We start from the raw sequence: 19,318 nt of genomic DNA on the forward strand, positions 1-19,318 counted from the left end.
GCCTGTGTGCTGCGTTGCCGTCACCGCGTATCCGCGTCCCCGATCAGATCATGCATCAACATCCGCCGGCCGGGCGACGAAGTGACGCGCATGCTTCGCATCAGGTCCGCACCCTAGTGTGAAAGCTGAGAGTGTCTGTCATGCTGATGTCACAGATTCGGGTGCGGCGCGGGCGCGAGGCTTGAATTGGCGGGAACGCCACTCCACTTGTTGGAGGAACGTAAAATATGCCTGACGCCTCTTTTGGGTCGGCATGGAGTCCCGGTTTCCGCGGGACGTTTGAAAGGAAGTGAAATGACGAATACGTCAGCTGCAAACGAGGTGAACACCTATCCGGTGCTTCCTCTGCGCGACATCGTGGTGTTTCCGCACATGATCGTCCCGCTGTTCGTCGGCCGCGAGAAGTCCATTCGCGCTCTGGAAGAGGTGATGGGCTCGGACAAGCAGATCATGCTGGCCACGCAGATCAATGCGAGCGATGACGACCCGGCTCCGGATGCCATCTACGACGTCGGCACCGTGGCCAACGTCCTGCAGCTCCTGAAGCTGCCCGATGGTACCGTGAAGGTGCTTATCGAAGGCCGCGCCCGCGCGAAGGTCGAAAGCTATACCGGCCGCGAAGATTATTACGAAGCCAAGGCCCGCGTCCTCGTCGAACCCGCAGAAGACGCCGTCGAGATTGAGGCTTTGTCTCGCTCGGTGGTCTCGGAGTTCGAGAACTACGTCAAGCTGAACAAGAAGATCTCTCCCGAGGTCGTTGGCGCCGCAAGCCAGATCGAGGACTACTCGAAGCTCGCCGATACAGTTGCCTCGCACCTCTCCATAAAGATCACCGAAAAGCAGGAAATGCTGGAAACGGTGAGCGTCAAGACGCGCCTTGAAAAGGCGCTCGGCTTCATGGAAGGCGAGATCTCGGTTCTGCAGGTCGAGAAGCGCATCCGCTCGCGCGTCAAGCGCCAGATGGAGAAGACCCAGCGCGAGTACTACCTCAACGAACAGATGAAGGCGATCCAGAAGGAACTCGGTGACGGCGAAGACGGCCGTGACGAGATGGCCGAACTGGAAGAGCGCATCGCCAAGACCAAGCTTTCCAAGGAAGCCAAGGAAAAGGCCGATGCGGAGCTGAAGAAGCTGCGTCACATGAGCCCGATGTCGGCGGAAGCCACCGTCGTGCGCAACTATCTCGACTGGCTGCTCGGTCTGCCCTGGGGCAAGAAGTCCAAGGTCAAGATCGACCTCAACGCTGCCGAGAAGGTTCTGGACGAGGATCACTTCGGTCTCGATAAGGTCAAGGAGCGCATCGTCGAATATCTCGCCGTTCAGGCGCGTGCGACGAAGCTCAAAGGTCCGATCCTTTGCCTCGTCGGCCCTCCGGGCGTCGGCAAGACTTCGCTCGCCAAGTCGATCGCCAAGGCGACCGGCCGCGAATATGTGCGCATGGCGCTCGGTGGCGTCCGTGACGAAGCCGAGATCCGCGGTCACCGCCGCACCTATATCGGCTCGATGCCCGGCAAGATCGTGCAGTCGATGAAGAAGGCCAAGAAGTCCAACCCGCTCTTCCTGCTCGACGAGATCGACAAGATGGGCATGGACTTCCGCGGCGACCCGTCTTCGGCTCTGCTCGAGGTGCTCGATCCGGAACAGAACTCGACCTTCATGGACCACTATCTCGAAGTGGAATATGACCTGTCGAACGTCATGTTCGTGACGACCGCCAACACGCTGAACATCCCGGGTCCGCTGATGGACCGCATGGAGATCATCCGGATCGCCGGCTACACCGAGGATGAAAAGCTCGAGATCGCCAAGCGGCACCTGCTGCCCAAGGCCATCAAGGAACATGCCCTGCGTCCGGAGGAGTTCTCCGTATCCGACAAGGCGATCCTGGCGGTCATCCAGCAATACACCCGCGAAGCCGGTGTTCGCTCCTTCGAACGTGAGCTGATGAAGCTCGCCCGTAAGGCCGTCACCGAGATCATCAAGGGCAAGGTCAAGTCGGTCGAAGTCACGGAGAAGAACATCTCCGACTATCTCGGCATCCCGCGCTTCCGCCATGGCGAAGCCGAGGGCGAGGACCAGGTCGGCGTTGTCACGGGTCTGGCCTGGACGGAAGTCGGTGGCGAGCTCCTGACGATCGAAGGCGTCATGATGCCCGGCAAGGGCCGCATGACGGTCACCGGTAACCTGAAGGACGTCATGAAGGAATCGATTTCGGCAGCGGCATCTTATGTCCGCTCGCGCGCCGTCGATTTCGGGGTCGAGCCCCCGCGCTTTGATAAGTCGGACATCCACGTGCACGTGCCGGAAGGCGCAACGCCCAAGGATGGCCCGTCTGCAGGTATCGCCATGGCAACCGCCATCGTATCCATCATGACCGGTATCCCGGTCTCGAAGGACATCGCGATGACAGGCGAGGTGACGCTGCGCGGTCGGGTGCTTCCGATCGGCGGTCTGAAGGAAAAGCTGCTCGCAGCGCTCCGTGGTGGCATCAAGAAGGTTCTGATCCCGGAAGAGAATGCCAAGGATCTGGCGGACATTCCGGACAACGTGAAGAACAACATGGAGATCGTGCCCGTGTCCCGCATGGGCGAGGTCATCCGCCACGCTCTGGTCCGTGTTCCCGAGCCGATCGAGTGGGACGGAACCGTTGAAACGCCGGCCATCGGCGTTGTCGAAGGGGCCGACGAAAGCGGCGCAACGGTCGCTCACTGAGGCAATTCTGCCATAAGTGAGCCATAAAGGCGCAAAACAGACGAAAAGGCTGGCATTTTTGCCAGCCTTTTTTGTGAACAGCCGCTCAAAAGGCTTGTTTTCCGGGGCTTTCGGGTGCTTTTGAGTTGCGAAGGGCAGAAGCTTTCGTATTCTCCGCCCGACTTAATCATTTGAGTCGTTTCATACCAATCAGAAAGGGTGGAAACATGAACAAGAACGAACTCGTATCCGCGGTCGCCGAGAAGGCTGGCCTCACCAAGGCTGACGCCGCCTCTGCCGTTGATGCCGTTTTTGAAACGGTCCAGGCTGAACTGAAGAACGGCGGCGACATTCGTCTCGCTGGCTTTGGCGCCTTTACCGTCGCCCGTCGCGAAGCCTCCAAGGGCCGCAACCCGTCCACCGGCGCTGAAGTCGACATTCCGGCTCGCAACGTTCCGAAGTTCACGGCCGGCAAGGGCCTGAAGGACGCTGTCAACAGCTGATCCGTCGTGACCGTCGCCACCCTTCGGTGCCGATGGTCAGCTGACACCCTGGTGAGCCCGGTCTCTGTGCCGGGCTTTCTTTTTGCCCATCTTGCGCCGCAGCAACAGCTGTCATATTTCTGCTAAGCCGGATTGTCCGGCATTCGTTCTCAGGGCGGGGTGAAATTCCCCACCGGCGGTAGAGGAGGAAACTCCAAGCCCGCGAGCGCCTGATCTCCCGAAGGGGAGGGCAGGGTCAGCAGATCCGGTGCAATTCCGGAGCCGACGGTTAAAGTCCGGATGAAAGAGAATGAGGTCAGGCTGCGCTTCCGTCCGCATTCTGCGCGGATGAAGGATGCGTTGCTGCGCAGCGCCGTATCTGTCCGGATACGGCTTTTCGTCGTCCTCATCTGTCCTGATTTGTGTTGGTCCTTTGGAAAAGGAAATATGACATGAATCAGAGCTCCGTATCTGTTCTGCGCTCCCGGGCCGTCGTCGGTGCCGGTTTCATGGTTCTCGCGGGCATTGCCTTCGCGGCTCTCAACGTCGTCACCCAGTGGCTTGCCATGACGCTTGGCTTCCCGCCGGCCTCGACTGCCTTCTGGCAATATGGCTTTGCGCTTGTCCTCTCTCTGCCGCTGCTCTTTCGCCTTGGTCTGAAGGCGATGAAGACGGCCTATCCCGTCCGCCACATCCTGCGCGTCCTGCTCGCAGCCTTCGGCGTTCAAGCCTGGGTCACGGGATTGGCCACCGTCCCGATCTGGCAGGCCATCGCGCTGGTCATGACCTCGCCCTTCTTCATCATCATCGGCGCGCGCCTTTTCCTCGGCGAGACCGTCGGCCGCGACCGTTGGCTGGCGACGCTGACGGGCTTTGTCGGTGCGATGTTAATCCTCCAGCCCTGGTCTGACACGTTCACCCTGGCGGCCCTCCTGCCGGTGCTCTCGGCGCTCCTCTGGGGCGGCTCTTCGCTGATCATGAAGAACCTCACCCATTACGAGGCACCGGAAACCGTCACCGTCTGGCTTCTCGTGCTGCTGACGCCGATCAATGCAGGACTTGCCTTCGCCGGCGGCTTTGCCGTGCCGGAGGGGTTGGCTCTGTGGCTGCTTCTCGCGGCTGGCCTGCTGACGGCCCTTGGCCAGTATCTGCTGACGCTTGCCTACAATGCGGCCGATGCAGCCTACGTGCAGCCCTTCGATGACCTGAAGCTGCCCTTGAACGTCTTTGCCGGTTGGCTCGTCTTCGGATACGCGCCAAGCGGCTACCTCTGGCTGGGGGCGCTCCTGATCCTCGGCGCATCGCTTTTCCTGATGCTGCGCGAAGCCGGCAAGGAAGTGTCGCCGACATCGTGAAGCGGTGAAAACTGGGTTCAAGCCCGCATTGTCATCCGACTGTCATCGGACTGCCCCAGAACCCTCTTGTTCCATTTTCGGATACTGGAGGTTTCCCGATGACCAATGGTCTCTCCCGCGTCGCCCTGACGGCGGCGCTCTTTGCATCCGTGGCCCTGCCGGCCGCGGCAGAACAGGTTTTCAACCGCATCGCCACATTCCCGGTCGCCGCCAATCTGCCGGCCGACAAGGAGAAGCTCACCACGACCTCTGCCGAGATCGTGACCGCCTCGGAAGACGGCAATACGCTCATCTATTCCGACAGCCCGCTCGGCGGCATCGGCTTCATCGATATCACCGACGCCAAGGCCCCCAAGGCCGCTGGCGCGGTGATGATGGATGGCGAGCCCACGTCGGTTGCCGTTGCCGGCGGCAACGTGCTGGTCGGCGTCAACACGTCCGAGAGCTTCACCGCGCCTTCGGGCAAGCTCGCCGTTGTCGATATCGCCTCCAAGGCCGTCGATTCGACCTGCGACATCGGTGGTCAGCCTGACTCGGTTGCTGTTGCCAAGGACGGCTCATTCGTTGCCATCGCGATCGAAAACGAGCGCGACGAAGACGTCAACGACGGCGCTCTGCCGCAGATGCCGGCCGGTGACCTCGTCATCGTCTCGCTGACGGACGGTGTGGCCGACTGCGGCACCATCAAGCGCGTGGCGCTGACAGGTCTCGCAGACGTCGCCCCGGAAGATCCGGAGCCCGAATTCGTGGCAATCAACAGCCTCGGTGAGATCGCCGTCACGCTGCAGGAGAACAACCACATTGCCATCGTCGACGGCAAGACGGGTGAAGTGAAGTCGCACTTCTCCGCAGGAACGGTTGACCTCGCCGGCATCGACACCAAGTCGGACGGCGCTCTGAAGTTCACCGGCACGAAGGACGGCGTTCCGCGCGAGCCGGACGCTGTAAAATGGCTGGACGACAATCGCATCGTGATCGCCAACGAAGGCGACTGGAACGGCGGTTCGCGCAGCTTCACGATCTTCGATAAGACCGGCAAGGTCGCCTACGAATCCGGCCCGTCGCTGGAGATGGCCATCGCCCAGATCGGTCACTTCCCCGACAAGCGCGCGCGCTCCAAGGGCATCGAGCCGGAAGGCCTGGAAGCCGCTGCTTTCGGTGACCAGAACTACTTCTTCGTTCTGTCCGAGCGTTCTTCGATTGTCGGCGTCTACAAGGACACTGGTGCCGAGCCTGAACTGGCCCAGCTTCTGCCGTCTGGCGTCTCGCCGGAAGGTGCCGTCGCGATCCCCTCGCGCAACCTGCTGGTCACCGCCAACGAAGTCGACCTCGGCGAAGACGGCGGTCCGCGTTCGCACGTCATGCTTTATGAGCTCGCTGAAGGCACACCGGCCTATCCGATGATCCAGTCGGCCATGGTCGATGGCGCACCGATCGGCTGGGGTGCTCTCTCCGGTCTCGTCGGCGACGCCGAGAAGGCAGGCACGCTCTACGCCGTCAATGACAGCTTCTATTCCATGCAGCCGTCGATCTTCACCATCGACGCGACGCAGAAGCCCGCTGTCATCACCTCGGCCCTGCCGATCATGCGTGGCGGTGCTGCTGCCCAGAAGCTCGATATCGAGGGCATCACGCTCGACGGCGAAGGCGGCTTCTGGCTCGCCTCGGAAGGCGATGCAGCCAAGCTCGTCGGCCACGGCCTCTACCACGTTGACGCCAAGGGCGAGATCAAGGCGGAAATCGGCTTCCCGACCGAGCTCCTCGCTGGCCAGAACCGCTTTGGTCTCGAAGGCATCACCTCCGTCGGTACCGGCGATGACATGACGCTCTGGATGGCCGTCCAGCGCGAATGGGGCGATGACGAGAAGGGTTCGGTGAAGCTCCTCTCCTACAACCCGAAGTCCAAGGAATGGGGCGCCGTGCGTTATCCGCTCGAAGCGGCTGGCGAAGGCTGGGTCGGTCTCTCCGAGATCACCGCCCATGGCGACCACGTCTACATCGTCGAGCGTGACAACCAGATCGGTGACAACGCCAAGCTCAAGAAGCTTTACCGCGTTGCCATTGCCGACCTGAAGCCCGCCAAGATCGGTGAAGAACTTCCCGTTGTCGCCAAAGAAGAAGTCCACGACTTCATCCCGGACCTGAAGGCTGCCACGAACGGCTATGTCGTCGACAAGCTCGAAGGCTTTGCCTTCGACGCCGCCGGCAAGGCCTTCGCCGTCACCGATAACGATGGCGTGGACGATAGCTCGGGTGAGACCCTGTTCTGGGAAGTGAACCTGCAGGGCACGAACTGATCGCAAGATCAGGATGCCTGAAACAAGAGAGGCCGGGTGATCGCTCACCCGGCCTCTTCATTTTGTCGATGTCGGCGCGGTTACCAGCGGTGATGAACATGCGGCGCGATCAGCCGCTCGTAGACCTCGCGGGATGCTGCCATCACGTCGGCCGAGAGCGCAGCCAAATCTGACGCCGCAGCGTTTGCCTTGGCCTGCTCGCCATTGCGGGCGCCCGGGATCACCACCGTGACGGCCGCGTGCATCAGGATCCAACGGAGCGCAAACTGCGCCATGGAGGCGCCTTCCGGCACAAGCTTGCGGACTTCCTCGACTGCTGCGAGGCCCGTTTCGAAGGGAACGCCCGCAAAGGTTTCGCCCACATCGAAGGCTTCGCCATTGCGGTTGAAATTGCGATGGTCTTCGGCGGCAAACTGTGTCGATGCCGTGATCTTGCCAGACAGCAGACCGCTTGCCAGCGGCACGCGGGCGATGACGGCGACGTTGCGGCGCTTGGCTTCCTGGAAGAATAGGCCGGCCGGGCGCTGGCGGAACATGTTGAAGATGATCTGCACCGACGTGACGCCCGGATATTCGATCGCCTTCAGCGCTTCCTCGACCTTCTCGACCGAGACACCGTAATGCTTGATCTTGCCGGCCTTGCGGATCTCTTCGAGCCCCTCGAACATCTCCTGGCGGTAATAGACGTCGGTCGGCGGGCAATGCAGCTGCACGAGATCGAGGCTGTCGACCTCGAGGTTTTTCAGGGAGCGGTCGATGAAGGCTTCGATGTTGGCCTTGGTGTAGCCGTCGGCCACATGCGGGTTGAGCCTCCGGCCGGCCTTCGAGGCCACCATCGGCCGCTTTCCGCCGCGGGCCTTCAGAACCTCCGCGATGATCTTCTCCGAGCGACCGTCGCCATAGACGTCTGCCGTGTCGATGAAGGTCATGCCAGCATCAAGTGCTGCGTTCAGCGCCGCCCGACCGTCGGCTTCCGATACTTCGCCCCAGGATCCACCGATCTGCCAGGCGCCGAAGCCGATATCGCTGACGGTGAATTCTGTCCGGCCGAAGGAATGTTCTCTCATGCTGATCTATCTCCCATGATTGCGGTTTCGAGCTAGCAAGTGGGGCAGGGGGTGGCAAGCTTCAACTGCTTGATGGATCTGCGGTGATCCGGGCGGGCCTCCGATGCGAATAGGCCACGAGAAGTGAGAGATCAAAATGCCGAAGATGATCCGCAAGGGCGATTTGCCCCAGAAGACATGTCCTGTCTGCCAAAAGCCCTTCGCCTGGCGCAAGAAGTGGGAGCGGGACTGGGAGAATGTCGTCTATTGCTCGGAGCGTTGCCGCCGGACGGGCAAAACCGCAAGCCCGGCGAAGCCGTAGAGGTCTCAGACACACCAGCGATCGGGATCCCATGACAGAGCAGGCTCCGGCGTCCACACGCCTTGCATTCTACGTACTTCCGGCGATCCCCATGGCCGCAATTGCGCTGCCCTTCTATATCGTGCTCCCCACTTTCTACGCCGATCATTTCGCCATTTCGCTGGCAACCATCGGCACCCTGCTGCTCGGCATCCGGCTGATCGATGCCGTCACCGATCCGCTGTTCGGCTGGCTTTCCGACCGTGTCCGGTCCCGCTATGGTCGGCGCCGCTTCTTCTTCGTCATCTCCACACCCTTGACCGCACTCGCAGCCTTCATGCTCTTTTGGCCGCCCGAGGATGCCGGGGTCGGTTATCTCGCCGTCTGGGGCGTGGCTCTCTCGATTGGGGCGACCTGGTCGCTTTTGCCCTACACGGCCTGGGGAGCGGAACTCGCGACTGGCTATCAGGCGCGGGTCAAGCTCTCCGCCTTTCGCGAGGGCGCGACACTTGTCGGCTCCCTGATCGCCATCACGCTGCCCTTCGTCGGCGGCCTTGATACGGCTGTTGGTTTTCACGGCCTTGCCTGGATCGCCGTCTTCATCGCCGTCATGCTGCCGGTCGCCGGCCTGCTTGCGGTCGCCATGGTGCCGGAGCCTGTCGACCTCTCGCAGCGGAAGCTCTCGTTGCGCGAAGGCTTTCAGCATCTGCGCGCCAATGGCCCCTTTCTGCGCCTTGTCTCCGCATTCCTGCTCAACAGCTTCGCCAATGCCATTCCGGCGTCGCTCTTCATCTATTTCGTCGGCCAGCGCCTCGCCGCACCGGCCATGCAGGGACCCTTGCTCTTCACCTATTTCCTCTGCGCCATCGCGGGCGTGCCGCTTGCCGTGGCCACCGCCAAACGTCTTGGCAAGCACCGTGCCTGGTGTCTGGCGATGATTCTTGCCTGTGCGGTTTTCTCGGTCGCGGGCTTCCTGGGTGAAGGCGACGTCATCGCATTCACCGTGGTCTGCGTCATCACCGGCCTGCTGCTTGGCTTCGATCTGACGCTCCCACCCGCCATCCAGGCCGATGTCATCGACAACGACACCGTGTCTTCGGGCGAGCAGCGCTCTGGCCTCTACTTTGCCGCCTGGAGTTTCATCACCAAGCTTGCCGTGGCGCTCTCCGCCGGTGTCGTCTTCCCGCTGCTCGACCTTGCGGGCTTCATCGGTGACCAGACCGCGACGCAAACACCGGAGGCGCTGACAGCGCTTGGCGCCCTCTATGCCTTCCTGCCCATTCTCCCGAAACTCGCGGCAATCGCGCTGATGTGGAATTTCTCCCTCGACGAGGCCGCCCATCGAAAGCTGCGCGAGAGCCTGGCTTCGAAAAGTTGAAGTAAGATCGCCCCTTTTTGACAGAGCCGTCATCGGCAGCTAGACCGGCACGGAACGGCTGGCTTCCTGGCACTTGGCGCTGACTTTATTCAGTTTCAGCGGCGAACAGGATGCGGGCTCACAGGTTTGTCATCTCGGCGTCATGTTTTATGTTCCAGAACCGGAACGGACGACGGCGTCGGATGCAATCATGATCAGGATAGGTGTTGAATGCGCATAGTGATGATCGGTTCGGGTTATGTCGGCCTTGTGTCGGGAGCCTGCCTCGCGGATTTCGGTCACGAGGTCATCTGTGTCGACAAGTCGACGGAGAAGGTCGAGGCCCTGGAGCGGGGCGAAGTGCCGATCTTCGAGCCGGGGCTTGAAGCCATCATCGCCCATAACCGCGCGGCCGGTCGCCTGAGCTTTTCGCTCGATCTGGCAAAGCCGGTCGCAGCCGCCGACGTCGTCTTCATCGCTGTCGGCACACCATCCCGTCGTGGTGACGGCCATGCCGACCTTTCTTACGTCTACGCTGCCGCGCGCGAGATTGCCGCGGCCGTGACCGGCTTCACCGTGGTCGTCACCAAGTCCACCGTACCCGTCGGCACCGGCGACGAAATCGAGCGCATCTTCCGCGAAGAATTCCCGGACAAGGACATTGCTGTCGTCTCCAATCCCGAATTCCTTCGCGAGGGTGCGGCCATCGCCGACTTCAAGCGCCCGGACCGCATCGTGATCGGCTCTGGCGACGAGCGCGCCACCGAATTGATGCGCGAAGTTTATCGCCCGCTCTATCTTAACGAAGCGCCGCTCTATTTCTGCGAACGCCGCACCTCCGAGCTGATTAAATACGCCGCCAACGCCTTCCTGGCGATGAAGATCACCTTCATCAACGAGATCGCCGACCTCTGCGAGCAGATCGGCGCCGACGTGCAGAAGGTTGCCAAGGGCATCGGCATGGACAAGCGCATCGGCGACAAGTTCCTGCATGCCGGCCCCGGCTATGGCGGCTCCTGCTTCCCAAAGGACACGCTGGCGCTGGTCAAGACCGCCCAGGACTTCGACAGCCCGTTGCGGCTCATCGAAACCACGGTCGCAATCAACGACAACCGCAAGCGCGCCATGGGCCGCAAGGTGATCGCTGCCTGTGAGGGCAATGTCCGCGGCAAGAAGATCGCCGTGCTCGGCCTGACCTTCAAACCGAACACCGATGACATGCGCGATGCGCCGGCCATCACCATCGTCCAGGCGCTGCTCGATGGCGGTGCCGATGTGCATGTCTTCGATCCCGAGGGCATGGACGCCGCCAAGGCCGTTCTCGGCCCCGTCACCTATGGCAAGAACCCTTACGAGATCGCAGCCGGTGCGGAGGCGATCGTCGTCGTCACTGAATGGGACGAATTCCGCGCGCTCGACTTCCGCCGTCTGAAGCAGGAGATGAAGGCGCCCGTGATCGTCGACCTGCGCAACATCTACAAGCCGGAGGAAATGGAGAAATACGGCTTCAGCCATTTCCCGATCGGCAAGCGCACGGCAAAGGCCTGAGCATGCATTACTTCATCACCGGCACCGCCGGCTTTATCGGCTTTCATCTCGCCCGCCGGCTGCTCGCCGACGGGCATCAGGTGACCGGCTTCGACGGCATGACGCCCTATTACAACGTCAAGCTCAAGCAGATGCGCCATGCGGCGCTCGCCCAGTATCCCGCCTTCAAGCCGGTCATCGCCATGCTGGAGGATCGCGCTGCGGTCGAAGACGCGATGGCCAAGGCCAAACCGGATGTGGTGATCCACCTCGCGGCCCAGGCGGGCGTGCGCTACAGCCTGGAAAACCCGCAATCCTACCTGACGTCCAACGTCACCGGCTCTTACAACATCATCGAGCTTGCCGAGCGTCACAAGGTCAGGCACCTGATGCTCGCCTCGACCTCCTCGATCTACGGTGCCAATCCGACGGTGCCGTTCCGTGAGACGGACCGCGCTGACGAGCCGCTGACCATCTATGCCGCGACGAAGAAGTCGATGGAGCTGATGGCCCATGCCCATGCCCATCTCTACAAGACGCCCACCACGGCCTTCCGCTTCTTCACCGTCTACGGCCCTTGGGGCCGGCCCGACATGGCACTCTTCAAGTTCGTCGACCTGATGCTGAACGGAGAGCCGATCGAGATCTATGGTGAAGGCCAGATGAGCCGCGACTTCACCTATATCGACGATCTCGTCGAGGCGATCGTCAGGATCTCGCATGTCATCCCGGACGAATCGAATCGCGTTGCCGACGAGAAGATCGAGACGCTCTCGCGGCAGGCACCGTTCCGCCTGGTCAATATCGGCGGCGGTCAGCCGGAAAACCTGATGGACTTCGTCGAACTGGTGGAGAAGGCGCTCGGTCAGCCGGCGATCCGCAAGATGTTGCCGATGCAGAAGGGCGACGTCCCGCGCACCTATGCCGCACCCGACCTCCTGCAGGCGCTGACCGGATATACCCCGAGCACCAGGCTCGAAGACGGCGTGAAGGCCTTCGTCGAATGGTATCTCGAGGCTCGCCGCGAGCTGCAGGGCTGAACCTCCCGACCGTTCATCAATGCCAGCCTTGACTTTCGAAGCCGTTCGCCGCTGTGCTGAACGGGAACGGACAGGATGAGAGAGCAGGCATGGACGACGTAAGCGACGCAGAGACCGAGACCGTAAAGGGCGAGGGGGCACGCACCCGCGGCTCCGGCACCGAATCGGTCTACAAGGCGCTGCGCCACGAGATCCTGACCATGGAGCGCGCGCCCGGCAGCCCGCTCGACGAAACGCGCCTGTCCGAACACTTCGGCATGTCGCGCACGCCGATCCGCGAAGCGCTGCTCCGGCTGACCTCCGAAGGTCTCGTCACCAGCCTGCCGAACCGCAACACCATCGTTGCCGTCATCGACTTCTCGAGCCTGCCCACCTATTTCGAGGCGCTCTGCCTGATGTATCGCGTGACGACCCGCGGGGCCGCCCAGCGCTCCGGCGATGCCTGGATGGCGGAGATCGTCCGCCATCAGGAGAGCTTCGCAAAAGCCGTGGAGGCGCAGGACGCCTTCGCCATGATCGAGGCCAACCGCGAATTTCATGTCGCGATCGCCGAGAGGGCCGGCAATCCCTACTACACCGCCTTCTTCGCCCGCCTCCTGGACGAGGGACGCCGGATCCTCAGGCTCTACTACCAGACCTTCGACGACCGTCTGCCTCGCCGTTATGTCGAGGAGCACGAGAAGATCATCGAGGCGATCCGATTAGGGGATGTGGAGGAGGCGGACAGGCTGTCGATCGCCCATGCCGATCAGATCGTCCGCCAGATCCAGGACTACGTGGCACGCAATATCGCCGCCGCGGCCGAACTCCCCAACCTCTGACCCTGCAAAGCACCCGTTTCAGCAATCTCTGAAACACGCCTCTTGCTTTTGTCGACAAACTGTATACGGTGAACTTACCTCATCAACAGGAGCTTCCCATGACCACCGGCTGGCACGGCGTTTTCCCCGCCGCAACGACTCAATTCCATGAAGATTTGTCCGTCGACATCGACGCCACGCAGCGCGTGCTCGATGCCCTCGTCAATGACGGCGTCAATGGTCTGATTGTCATGGGCACCTGCGGCGAGAACAATTCGCTCGATCCGGAAGAAAAGCGCACCATCCTGAAGGCCGCTGTCGAAGTGGTGAATGGCCGCGTGCCGGTCGTGACGGGCGTGTCGGAATTCGACACCCGCCGCGCGAGCGCCTATGCCCGCGATGCCGAGAAGATCGGCGCGGACGGGCTTATGGTCCTGCCGGCCATGGTCTATGTGCCGAAACCCCATGAATTGGTTGCTCATTTCAAGACGGTGGCCGAGGCGACCGGCCTGCCGATCATGCTCTACAACAACCCGCCGGCCTACCGCGTCAACATCGGCGCGGAAGTCCTGGAAGCGCTCGACGGCGTGAAGAACATCAAGGCCGTCAAGGAAAGCGCGCCCGATCCGCGCCGCTTCACCGACCTGATCAACGCCTTTGGTGATCGCTACGACATCTTCGCCGGCCTTGACGATGTGGCGCTCGAAGGCCTGATGCTCGGCGCCAAGGGCTGGGTCTCCGGCCTTACCAGCGCCTTCCCGGCCGAATCGGTGGCGCTCGTCGCTGCCGCCGACCGTGGCGACTGGATGGAAGCCCGCCGAATCTACCGCTGGTTCATGCCGCTTCTGCATCTCGATGCCGAACACGACCTGGTCCAGTCGATCAAGCTTGCCGAGCAGATCATGGGCCGCGGCTCCGAGCGCGTCCGCATGCCCCGCATGCCGCTGGAAGGCGCACGCCGCGCCGAGGTCACGGCAATGGTCGAGAAGGCCGCAGCGACAAGGCCAGTTGGCGGGAAGTAAGCTGCAGAGAAAGCGATGCGAAGAAAGCCCGTCGGAGCGATCCGGCGGGCTTTTTGCCTTGTTGTCCGGCCGAGCTCGGCTGCGAGGACATGAGCAATTGGCTGCGCATTGACTGTAATTGCTATGGCGAGCGCTCGAGGGAATCAGGAATCGGTTGAAACGGTTGACGCCATTGCAGCCTTGGGTAACGTTGGGACAACCAGAGGGGGATTCACATGAGCACACTAGAAGAAAGCCTCCGCGCGATATCGGAGCGCGTGAAATCACACTCAAGCACCATGGCCACAGAAGAAGCCGTCAAAACGGCGGTCGTTCTCCCATTTCTGCGGTCGCTCGGTTACGACGTTTTCGATCCTTCGGAGGTGGTCCCCGAGTTCACTGCAGACGCTGTCGGCAAGAAGGGTGAGAAGGTCGATTACGCGATCAAAATCGACGGTGAGATCCGCATCCTGATTGAATGCAAACCAATCTCCGTCAGCCTAGAGAAAAAGCACCTCGATCAGCTTTACCGCTACTTCAGCGTGACGAATGCAAAGTTTGCCATTCTCACCAACGGCAGGACTTTCAATTTCTACACAGACCTTGATGCGCCCAACAAACTGGATAGCCGTCCGTTCTTCGTATTCGATATCGCGGACTTCAACAGCGGCATACTTTCCGAGCTGAGGAAGTTCGAGAAGGCGGCTTTCGACGTCAACGCGATTTTGGCCACAGCGGAGCGGCTCAAATACACCTCCGGGGTGAAACAAGTCATATCTAAGCTCGTGGAAGAGCCCACCGAGGAGTTCGTCAGATTGGTGTCGGCGAGCGTTTATGAGGGCAGAATGACCGCGCAAGTGAGGGAAATGTTTACGGGCGTCGTGAGGGCAGCTTTCCGCGAAGTAATCATGGACACTGTCAAAAGCCGGCTTTCCAGTGCTCTCGCAGATACAGAGGAAGTCATCGAAAAGATCGATGTACCCGTTGAAGAAGAGCCAGATGTCGTAACCACTGACGAGGAGCGTGAGGGCTACATGATCGTGAAAGCCATAGTGCGGGATACGATCGCCCCCAAACGCGTGGTGATGCGCGACCAGAAATCGTATTGCGGCATCCTGGTGGACAACAATAACCGCAAGCCCCTCGCTCGACTTTGGTTCAATCGCTCCGTGAAATATATCGGTCTTTTCGATGGTGAGAACGAAGAACGAGTCATCGTGGACACTCTCGATCAGATTTATGATTTTGCCGATCGTCTGAGAGCTACCGCCAGAAGATACGCTGAATAAGTCGTCCCGCTCCGCTACCTCTCTTCATGGCCACGGACCATCCCGAATCGCGAGAGTTCGCTAGCCGCGGTATTCAGTGACGCATCAATTCGTCGGAGCTGTTGAAGCGTGTAGCGCTGCGCCGAGCGTATCGTGCTCGTGTAAAGCGCGGCAATCGGACCCCGGACGGATTACAAAGCCGCAGAGTGTTCACAAACAAACATAATCGCGCAATCACGACGCGCACGATTGAAAACTCATACGGGAAAACCGGCAAGAAAAATGGTGGGCGATGAGAGACTCGAACTCCCGACATCTTCGGTGTAAACGAAGCGCTCTACCAACTGAGCTAATCGCCCGTGCGCTGATCGGATCATGTCCGCCGCGTCGGTGGCCGTGATCTATGCGGATCGCGGAAAATCTGCAAGAGCGTTTGTGCAGATTTTTTGTTTTTTTGTCATTCGGCTCTCCGGCGCATGTGGAAAAGTGAGCAGAATCCTTGTTTTGCGCCTGCGGCGCGTTGTCGCGAACCTGATGCCCCAAGGTGGGTCGGGGGAGGGGTCCCGGCAAAAAATCGAGTGGTCACGGTTTTGTCTTGAAACCTGCTTGACACCTCCGGATGAACCCCGTAGAGAGCCGCTCATCGAACGGCAAGCCGCTCGACGGGGATCGCCTTGAACCCCGATTTGGAAATGCGCGGGTGTAGCTCAGTCGGTTAGAGTGCCGGCCTGTCACGCCGGAGGTCGCGGGTTCGAGCCCCGTCACTCGCGCCATTCCAAGCCTTTCAGGGCAGGCTGCTCAGGCAGTCGAGACGTAGGCCAGGCCTACTTTATGCGCGGGTGTAGCTCAGTCGGTTAGAGTGCCGGCCTGTCACGCCGGAGGTCGCGGGTTCGAGCCCCGTCACTCGCGCCACTTCTCTTGTCCACATCAACATCGCTGTGTCTTTTTGCACTGCACGCGCGATTGCGCGAGACACGCATTTTACCCGCTGGTAAGGTGGCTGCGGGTATCGAGTGAAAAGGCTTTGGTTGGACTTGCGCTGGGTGGCTGCCTGCGCTAACCACGGCGCGTTGCAACTCTCTTTACGGCTTGTCGCCTCCGCCCTAGATGCCTCATGGCATGCGAGACAAGCAGGGTGATATGATGACTGATCTGCTCAGTTCTTACCTTCCGATCGCCATCTTTATCGGCATATCCTTGATCATCGGTATTGCGCTCCTGGTGGCGCCGTTTGCCGTGGCCTACAAGGCGCCCGATTCGGAGAAGCTGTCGGCCTACGAGTGCGGCTTCAACGCGTTCGATGATGCACGCATGAAGTTCGACATCCGCTTCTATCTGGTGTCGATTCTCTTCATCATCTTCGACCTCGAAGTCGCCTTCCTGTTCCCCTGGGCAGTTTCTTTCGGTGAGATCGGCTGGTTCGGCTTCTGGTCGATGATGGTTTTCCTCGGTGTTCTCACCGTCGGCTTTATCTATGAATGGAAGAAGGGGGCGCTCGAATGGGAGTGATCCAGTCCAACACCACGCTGGTGGCGCCACAGGCCAAGGGCATCATCGATCCCAACACCGGCAAGCCGATCGGCAGCGATGACGCCTTCTTCGGCGAGATCAACAACGAGTTGGCCGACAAGGGCTTCCTCGTCACCTCGACCGACGAGCTCATCAACTGGGCCCGTACCGGCTCGCTGATGTGGATGACCTTCGGTCTCGCCTGCTGCGCCGTCGAAATGATGCAGCTGTCGATGCCGCGCTACGACGCGGAGCGCTTCGGCTTTGCGCCGCGCGCTAGCCCACGCCAGTCCGACGTCATGATCGTCGCCGGCACGCTGACCAACAAGATGGCGCCCGCCCTCCGCAAGGTCTACGACCAGATGCCGGAGCCGCGTTACGTGATCTCGATGGGCTCCTGCGCCAATGGCGGCGGCTACTACCATTATTCCTATTCCGTCGTGCGCGGCTGCGATCGCGTCGTGCCGGTCGATATCTACGTGCCGGGCTGTCCCCCCACGGCAGAAGCTCTGCTTTACGGCGTGATGCTCCTGCAGAAGAAGATCCGGCGCACGGGCACGATCGAGCGGTAAGGCGAAGGGACTGATATCATGAGTGAAGCCCTGAACGAGCTCGCTTCCTACCTCGCAGAGGTGCGCGGTGCGTTGATCGCGTCGAGCGAGATCCGCTTCGGCGAACTGACGCTGACGGCGAAGTCCGAAAACCTGATCCCGCTGTTGACCTTCCTGCGCGACGACGTCCAGTGCGGCTTCGTCAACCTGATCGACATCTGCGGCGTCGACTACCCGAAGCGCGAAGACCGCTTCGACGTGGTCTACCATCTGTTGTCGCCGCGCCAGAACCTGCGCATTCGTATCAAGGTGGCAACCGGTGAGTTCAAGCCCGTGCCGTCGGCCTGCCCGGTCTTCCCCGGCGCCGACTGGTTCGAGCGCGAAGCCTGGGACATGTACGGCATCCTGTTCACCGATCACCCGGACCTGCGCCGCATCCTCACCGATTACGGCTTCGAGGGTCATCCGCTGCGCAAGGACTTCCCGACGACCGGCTTCGTCGAGGTTCGCTACGACGATAGCGCCAAGCGCGTCGTCTACGAGCCCGTCGAGCTGAAGCAGGAATTCCGCAATTTCGACTTCCTCTCGCCCTGGGAAGGCACGGACTACGTGCTGCCTGGCGATGAAAAAGCGGCCAAGTGAGCGGAAGGGCAGGGACCATGACCGAGCATAATGTTCGCAACTTCAACATCAACTTCGGCCCGCAGCACCCTGCGGCGCACGGCGTTCTCCGCCTGGTGCTTGAACTGGACGGCGAAATCGTCGAACGCGTCGATCCGCATATCGGCCTGCTCCATCGCGGCACCGAGAAGCTGATCGAGACCAAGACCTATCTGCAGGCGCTGCCCTATTTCGATCGTCTCGACTATGTCGCGCCGATGAATCAGGAACATGCCTATTCGCTGGCCGTCGAGAAGCTCCTCGATATCCAGATCCCGATTCGTGGTCAGCTGATCCGCGTTCTCTACTCGGAAATCGGCCGTATCTTGTCGCACCTCCTGAACGTCACCACGCAGGCGATGGACGTCGGTGCGCTGACGCCGCCGCTCTGGGGCTTCGAAGAACGCGAAAAGCTGATGGTGTTCTACGAGCGCGCTTCTGGCGCCCGCATGCACGCCGCCTATTTCCGCCCCGGTGGTGTCCACCAGGATCTGCCGCATCAACTGGTCGAGGATATCGGCAAGTGGTGCGACCAGTTCCCGGAAAAGCTCGACGACATCGACGACCTCCTGACCGGCAACCGTATCTTCAAGCAGCGTAACGTCGATATCGGCGTCGTCAGCCTCGATGATTGCTGGGCCTGGGGCTTCTCGGGCGTCATGGTCCGCGGGTCGGGCGCTGCCTGGGATCTGCGGAAGTCACAGCCTTACGAATGCTATGCCGATCTCGACTTCGACATCATGGTCGGCAAGAACGGCGACTGCTATGACCGCTACCTGATCCGCATGTTCGAAATGCGCGAGTCGGTGAAGATCATGAAGCAGTGCGTCAACCGCCTGCTGGGCGACGCCAAGACCGGTCCGGTCTCGTCGCTCGACGGTAAGGTCGTTCCGCCGAAGCGTGGCGAGATGAAGCGATCGATGGAAGGCCTCATCCACCACTTCAAGCTCTACACCGAAGGCTACCACGTGCCGGCCGGTGAGGTTTATGCCGCTGTCGAAGCCCCCAAGGGCGAATTCGGCGTCTTCCTCGTCTCCGATGGCACGAACAAGCCCTATCGCTGCAAGATCCGCGCCCCGGGTTATGCGCATCTGCAGGCCATGGATTTCCTGTGCCGCGGCCACCAGCTGGCCGACGTCTCGGCGATCCTCGGCTCGCTCGACATCGTGTTCGGGGAAGTAGACCGCTGATGCTGAAGACCCTCGCAGCACTGTTGATCTGTCTCGGTGCCACCCAGGCGGTGGCCCAGGACAACAACGTTGTCTCGTCGAGGGATACAGTGTCGATGGCGAAGCTGATCCGCGATGGATACGAGATCAAGAGCTCCAGCTGGACCGGCTCGAAGCTCTTCGTATTCCTTCAGAAAGACAATTCGGCCTATGCCTGCGAATTCGCCAATGTGACGAATACGCGGTGTGGTTCCATAAACTGAG

The 19,318-nt window shown here is 60.9% G+C and carries 17 protein-coding genes, 3 tRNA genes and 1 riboswitch; of the genes, 18 read left to right on the forward strand and 2 right to left on the reverse strand.

Going from position 1 to position 19,318, the window contains the following annotated elements; genetic code table 11:
- Window positions 1-294 precede the first annotated feature (294 nt).
- The 4 genes from lon to M1E12_RS05525 all read left to right on the forward strand — a co-directional run bounded on the left by lon (window position 295) and on the right by M1E12_RS05525 (window position 6,825).
- Window positions 295-2,712: an endopeptidase La gene (gene lon / locus M1E12_RS05510; protein ID WP_479564020.1), complete on the forward strand. Its 2,418-nt coding sequence runs from the start codon at window positions 295-297 to the stop codon at window positions 2,710-2,712.
- Window positions 2,713-2,918: 206 nt separating this feature from the next.
- The gene (gene hupB / locus M1E12_RS05515) at window positions 2,919-3,194 is read left to right on the forward strand and encodes a DNA-binding protein HupB (RefSeq protein ID WP_006727558.1); all 276 of its coding nucleotides are present in this window, start codon (window positions 2,919-2,921) and stop codon (window positions 3,192-3,194) included.
- Window positions 3,195-3,335: 141 nt separating this feature from the next.
- A riboswitch (FMN riboswitch) is annotated at window positions 3,336-3,489 on the forward strand.
- A 136-nt stretch (window positions 3,490-3,625) separates the two neighbouring features.
- Window positions 3,626-4,528 (forward strand): DMT family transporter, encoded by a 903-nt coding sequence (locus M1E12_RS05520; RefSeq protein ID WP_479564021.1) that lies wholly within the window; start codon window positions 3,626-3,628, stop codon window positions 4,526-4,528.
- 98 nt (window positions 4,529-4,626) lie between these two features.
- A complete protein-coding gene (locus M1E12_RS05525; RefSeq protein WP_479564022.1) occupies window positions 4,627-6,825 on the forward strand; it encodes an esterase-like activity of phytase family protein in 2,199 nt (732 codons plus the stop codon).
- An 80-nt stretch (window positions 6,826-6,905) separates the two neighbouring features.
- On the opposite strand, the gene M1E12_RS05530 is transcribed toward M1E12_RS05525, so the two are convergent.
- Complete coding sequence (locus M1E12_RS05530) at window positions 6,906-7,892, reverse strand: aldo/keto reductase (protein WP_479564023.1); 987 nt, start codon at window positions 7,890-7,892, stop codon at window positions 6,906-6,908.
- Between the two features lie 136 nt (window positions 7,893-8,028).
- Between M1E12_RS05530 and M1E12_RS05535 the strand changes: the two genes are divergently transcribed.
- The 7 genes from M1E12_RS05535 (at window position 8,029) to M1E12_RS05565 (ending at window position 15,186) form a co-directional block, all read left to right on the forward strand.
- Window positions 8,029-8,193, forward strand: coding sequence for a DUF2256 domain-containing protein (locus tag M1E12_RS05535; protein ID WP_136542593.1), 165 nt, complete (start codon window positions 8,029-8,031; stop codon window positions 8,191-8,193).
- A 31-nt stretch (window positions 8,194-8,224) separates the two neighbouring features.
- Window positions 8,225-9,550: an MFS transporter gene (locus tag M1E12_RS05540; protein WP_479564024.1), complete on the forward strand. Its 1,326-nt coding sequence runs from the start codon at window positions 8,225-8,227 to the stop codon at window positions 9,548-9,550.
- 210 nt (window positions 9,551-9,760) lie between these two features.
- A complete protein-coding gene (locus M1E12_RS05545) occupies window positions 9,761-11,077 on the forward strand; it encodes a UDP-glucose dehydrogenase family protein (RefSeq protein ID WP_479564025.1) in 1,317 nt (438 codons plus the stop codon).
- Between the two features lie 2 nt (window positions 11,078-11,079).
- On the forward strand, window positions 11,080-12,096 hold the full coding sequence (locus M1E12_RS05550; protein WP_479564026.1) for an NAD-dependent epimerase/dehydratase family protein: 1,017 nt from the start codon (window positions 11,080-11,082) through the stop codon (window positions 12,094-12,096).
- Window positions 12,097-12,185: 89 nt separating this feature from the next.
- Window positions 12,186-12,917: a GntR family transcriptional regulator gene (locus M1E12_RS05555; RefSeq protein ID WP_479564027.1), complete on the forward strand. Its 732-nt coding sequence runs from the start codon at window positions 12,186-12,188 to the stop codon at window positions 12,915-12,917.
- Window positions 12,918-13,015: 98 nt separating this feature from the next.
- Entirely contained in the window at window positions 13,016-13,918 is a 903-nt protein-coding gene (locus M1E12_RS05560) for a dihydrodipicolinate synthase family protein (RefSeq protein ID WP_113459391.1), read from the forward strand.
- Window positions 13,919-14,133: 215 nt separating this feature from the next.
- A complete protein-coding gene (locus tag M1E12_RS05565) occupies window positions 14,134-15,186 on the forward strand; it encodes a type I restriction endonuclease (RefSeq protein ID WP_479564028.1) in 1,053 nt (350 codons plus the stop codon).
- Between the two features lie 262 nt (window positions 15,187-15,448).
- Here the strand turns inward: M1E12_RS05565 and M1E12_RS05570 are convergent.
- Window positions 15,449-15,524 (reverse strand) — tRNA-Val (locus tag M1E12_RS05570).
- Between the two features lie 337 nt (window positions 15,525-15,861).
- On the opposite strand from M1E12_RS05570, the gene M1E12_RS05575 reads away from it, so the two are divergent.
- From M1E12_RS05575 to M1E12_RS05605, 7 genes are all read left to right on the forward strand, one after another.
- Window positions 15,862-15,938 (forward strand) — tRNA-Asp (locus tag M1E12_RS05575).
- Window positions 15,939-16,000: 62 nt separating this feature from the next.
- A tRNA-Asp gene (locus tag M1E12_RS05580) sits at window positions 16,001-16,077 on the forward strand.
- 231 nt (window positions 16,078-16,308) lie between these two features.
- Complete coding sequence (locus M1E12_RS05585) at window positions 16,309-16,674, forward strand: NADH-quinone oxidoreductase subunit A (RefSeq protein WP_069043838.1); 366 nt, start codon at window positions 16,309-16,311, stop codon at window positions 16,672-16,674.
- Complete coding sequence (locus tag M1E12_RS05590; protein WP_113459393.1) at window positions 16,665-17,246, forward strand: NuoB/complex I 20 kDa subunit family protein; 582 nt, start codon at window positions 16,665-16,667, stop codon at window positions 17,244-17,246. Before M1E12_RS05585 ends, M1E12_RS05590 begins: the two co-directional genes overlap by 10 nt.
- A gap of 18 nt (window positions 17,247-17,264) precedes the next feature.
- Complete coding sequence (locus tag M1E12_RS05595; RefSeq protein ID WP_479564029.1) at window positions 17,265-17,867, forward strand: NADH-quinone oxidoreductase subunit C; 603 nt, start codon at window positions 17,265-17,267, stop codon at window positions 17,865-17,867.
- 17 nt (window positions 17,868-17,884) lie between these two features.
- The gene (locus M1E12_RS05600; protein WP_113459395.1) at window positions 17,885-19,075 is read left to right on the forward strand and encodes an NADH-quinone oxidoreductase subunit D; all 1,191 of its coding nucleotides are present in this window, start codon (window positions 17,885-17,887) and stop codon (window positions 19,073-19,075) included.
- Entirely contained in the window at window positions 19,075-19,317 is a 243-nt protein-coding gene (locus M1E12_RS05605) for a hypothetical protein (RefSeq protein WP_113459396.1), read from the forward strand. Before M1E12_RS05600 ends, M1E12_RS05605 begins: the two co-directional genes overlap by 1 nt.
- Window position 19,318: the final 1 nt, after the last annotated feature.

The organism is Rhizobium sp. K33, assembly GCF_056501445.1.

Excerpts from the sequence above, each read along its gene's own strand:
- M1E12_RS05605 (WP_113459396.1), top strand. The coding sequence starts at position 19,075 with ATGCTGAAGACCCTCGCAGCACTGTTGATCTGTCTCGGTGCCACCCAG.
- M1E12_RS05545 (WP_479564025.1), top strand. The coding sequence starts at position 9,761 with ATGCGCATAGTGATGATCGGTTCGGGTTATGTCGGCCTTGTGTCGGGA.
- M1E12_RS05520 (WP_479564021.1), top strand. The coding sequence starts at position 3,626 with ATGAATCAGAGCTCCGTATCTGTTCTGCGCTCCCGGGCCGTCGTCGGT.
- M1E12_RS05525 (WP_479564022.1), top strand. The coding sequence starts at position 4,627 with ATGACCAATGGTCTCTCCCGCGTCGCCCTGACGGCGGCGCTCTTTGCA.
- hupB (WP_006727558.1), top strand. The coding sequence starts at position 2,919 with ATGAACAAGAACGAACTCGTATCCGCGGTCGCCGAGAAGGCTGGCCTC.
- M1E12_RS05600 (WP_113459395.1), top strand. The coding sequence starts at position 17,885 with ATGACCGAGCATAATGTTCGCAACTTCAACATCAACTTCGGCCCGCAG.
- M1E12_RS05540 (WP_479564024.1), top strand. The coding sequence starts at position 8,225 with ATGACAGAGCAGGCTCCGGCGTCCACACGCCTTGCATTCTACGTACTT.
- M1E12_RS05550 (WP_479564026.1), top strand. The coding sequence starts at position 11,080 with ATGCATTACTTCATCACCGGCACCGCCGGCTTTATCGGCTTTCATCTC.
- M1E12_RS05560 (WP_113459391.1), top strand. The coding sequence starts at position 13,016 with ATGACCACCGGCTGGCACGGCGTTTTCCCCGCCGCAACGACTCAATTC.
- lon (WP_479564020.1), top strand. The coding sequence starts at position 295 with ATGACGAATACGTCAGCTGCAAACGAGGTGAACACCTATCCGGTGCTT.
- M1E12_RS05585 (WP_069043838.1), top strand. The coding sequence starts at position 16,309 with ATGACTGATCTGCTCAGTTCTTACCTTCCGATCGCCATCTTTATCGGC.
- M1E12_RS05555 (WP_479564027.1), top strand. The coding sequence starts at position 12,186 with ATGGACGACGTAAGCGACGCAGAGACCGAGACCGTAAAGGGCGAGGGG.
- M1E12_RS05565 (WP_479564028.1), top strand. The coding sequence starts at position 14,134 with ATGAGCACACTAGAAGAAAGCCTCCGCGCGATATCGGAGCGCGTGAAA.
- M1E12_RS05530 (WP_479564023.1), bottom strand. The coding sequence starts at position 7,892 with ATGAGAGAACATTCCTTCGGCCGGACAGAATTCACCGTCAGCGATATC.
- M1E12_RS05595 (WP_479564029.1), top strand. The coding sequence starts at position 17,265 with ATGAGTGAAGCCCTGAACGAGCTCGCTTCCTACCTCGCAGAGGTGCGC.
- M1E12_RS05535 (WP_136542593.1), top strand. The coding sequence starts at position 8,029 with ATGCCGAAGATGATCCGCAAGGGCGATTTGCCCCAGAAGACATGTCCT.
- M1E12_RS05590 (WP_113459393.1), top strand. The coding sequence starts at position 16,665 with ATGGGAGTGATCCAGTCCAACACCACGCTGGTGGCGCCACAGGCCAAG.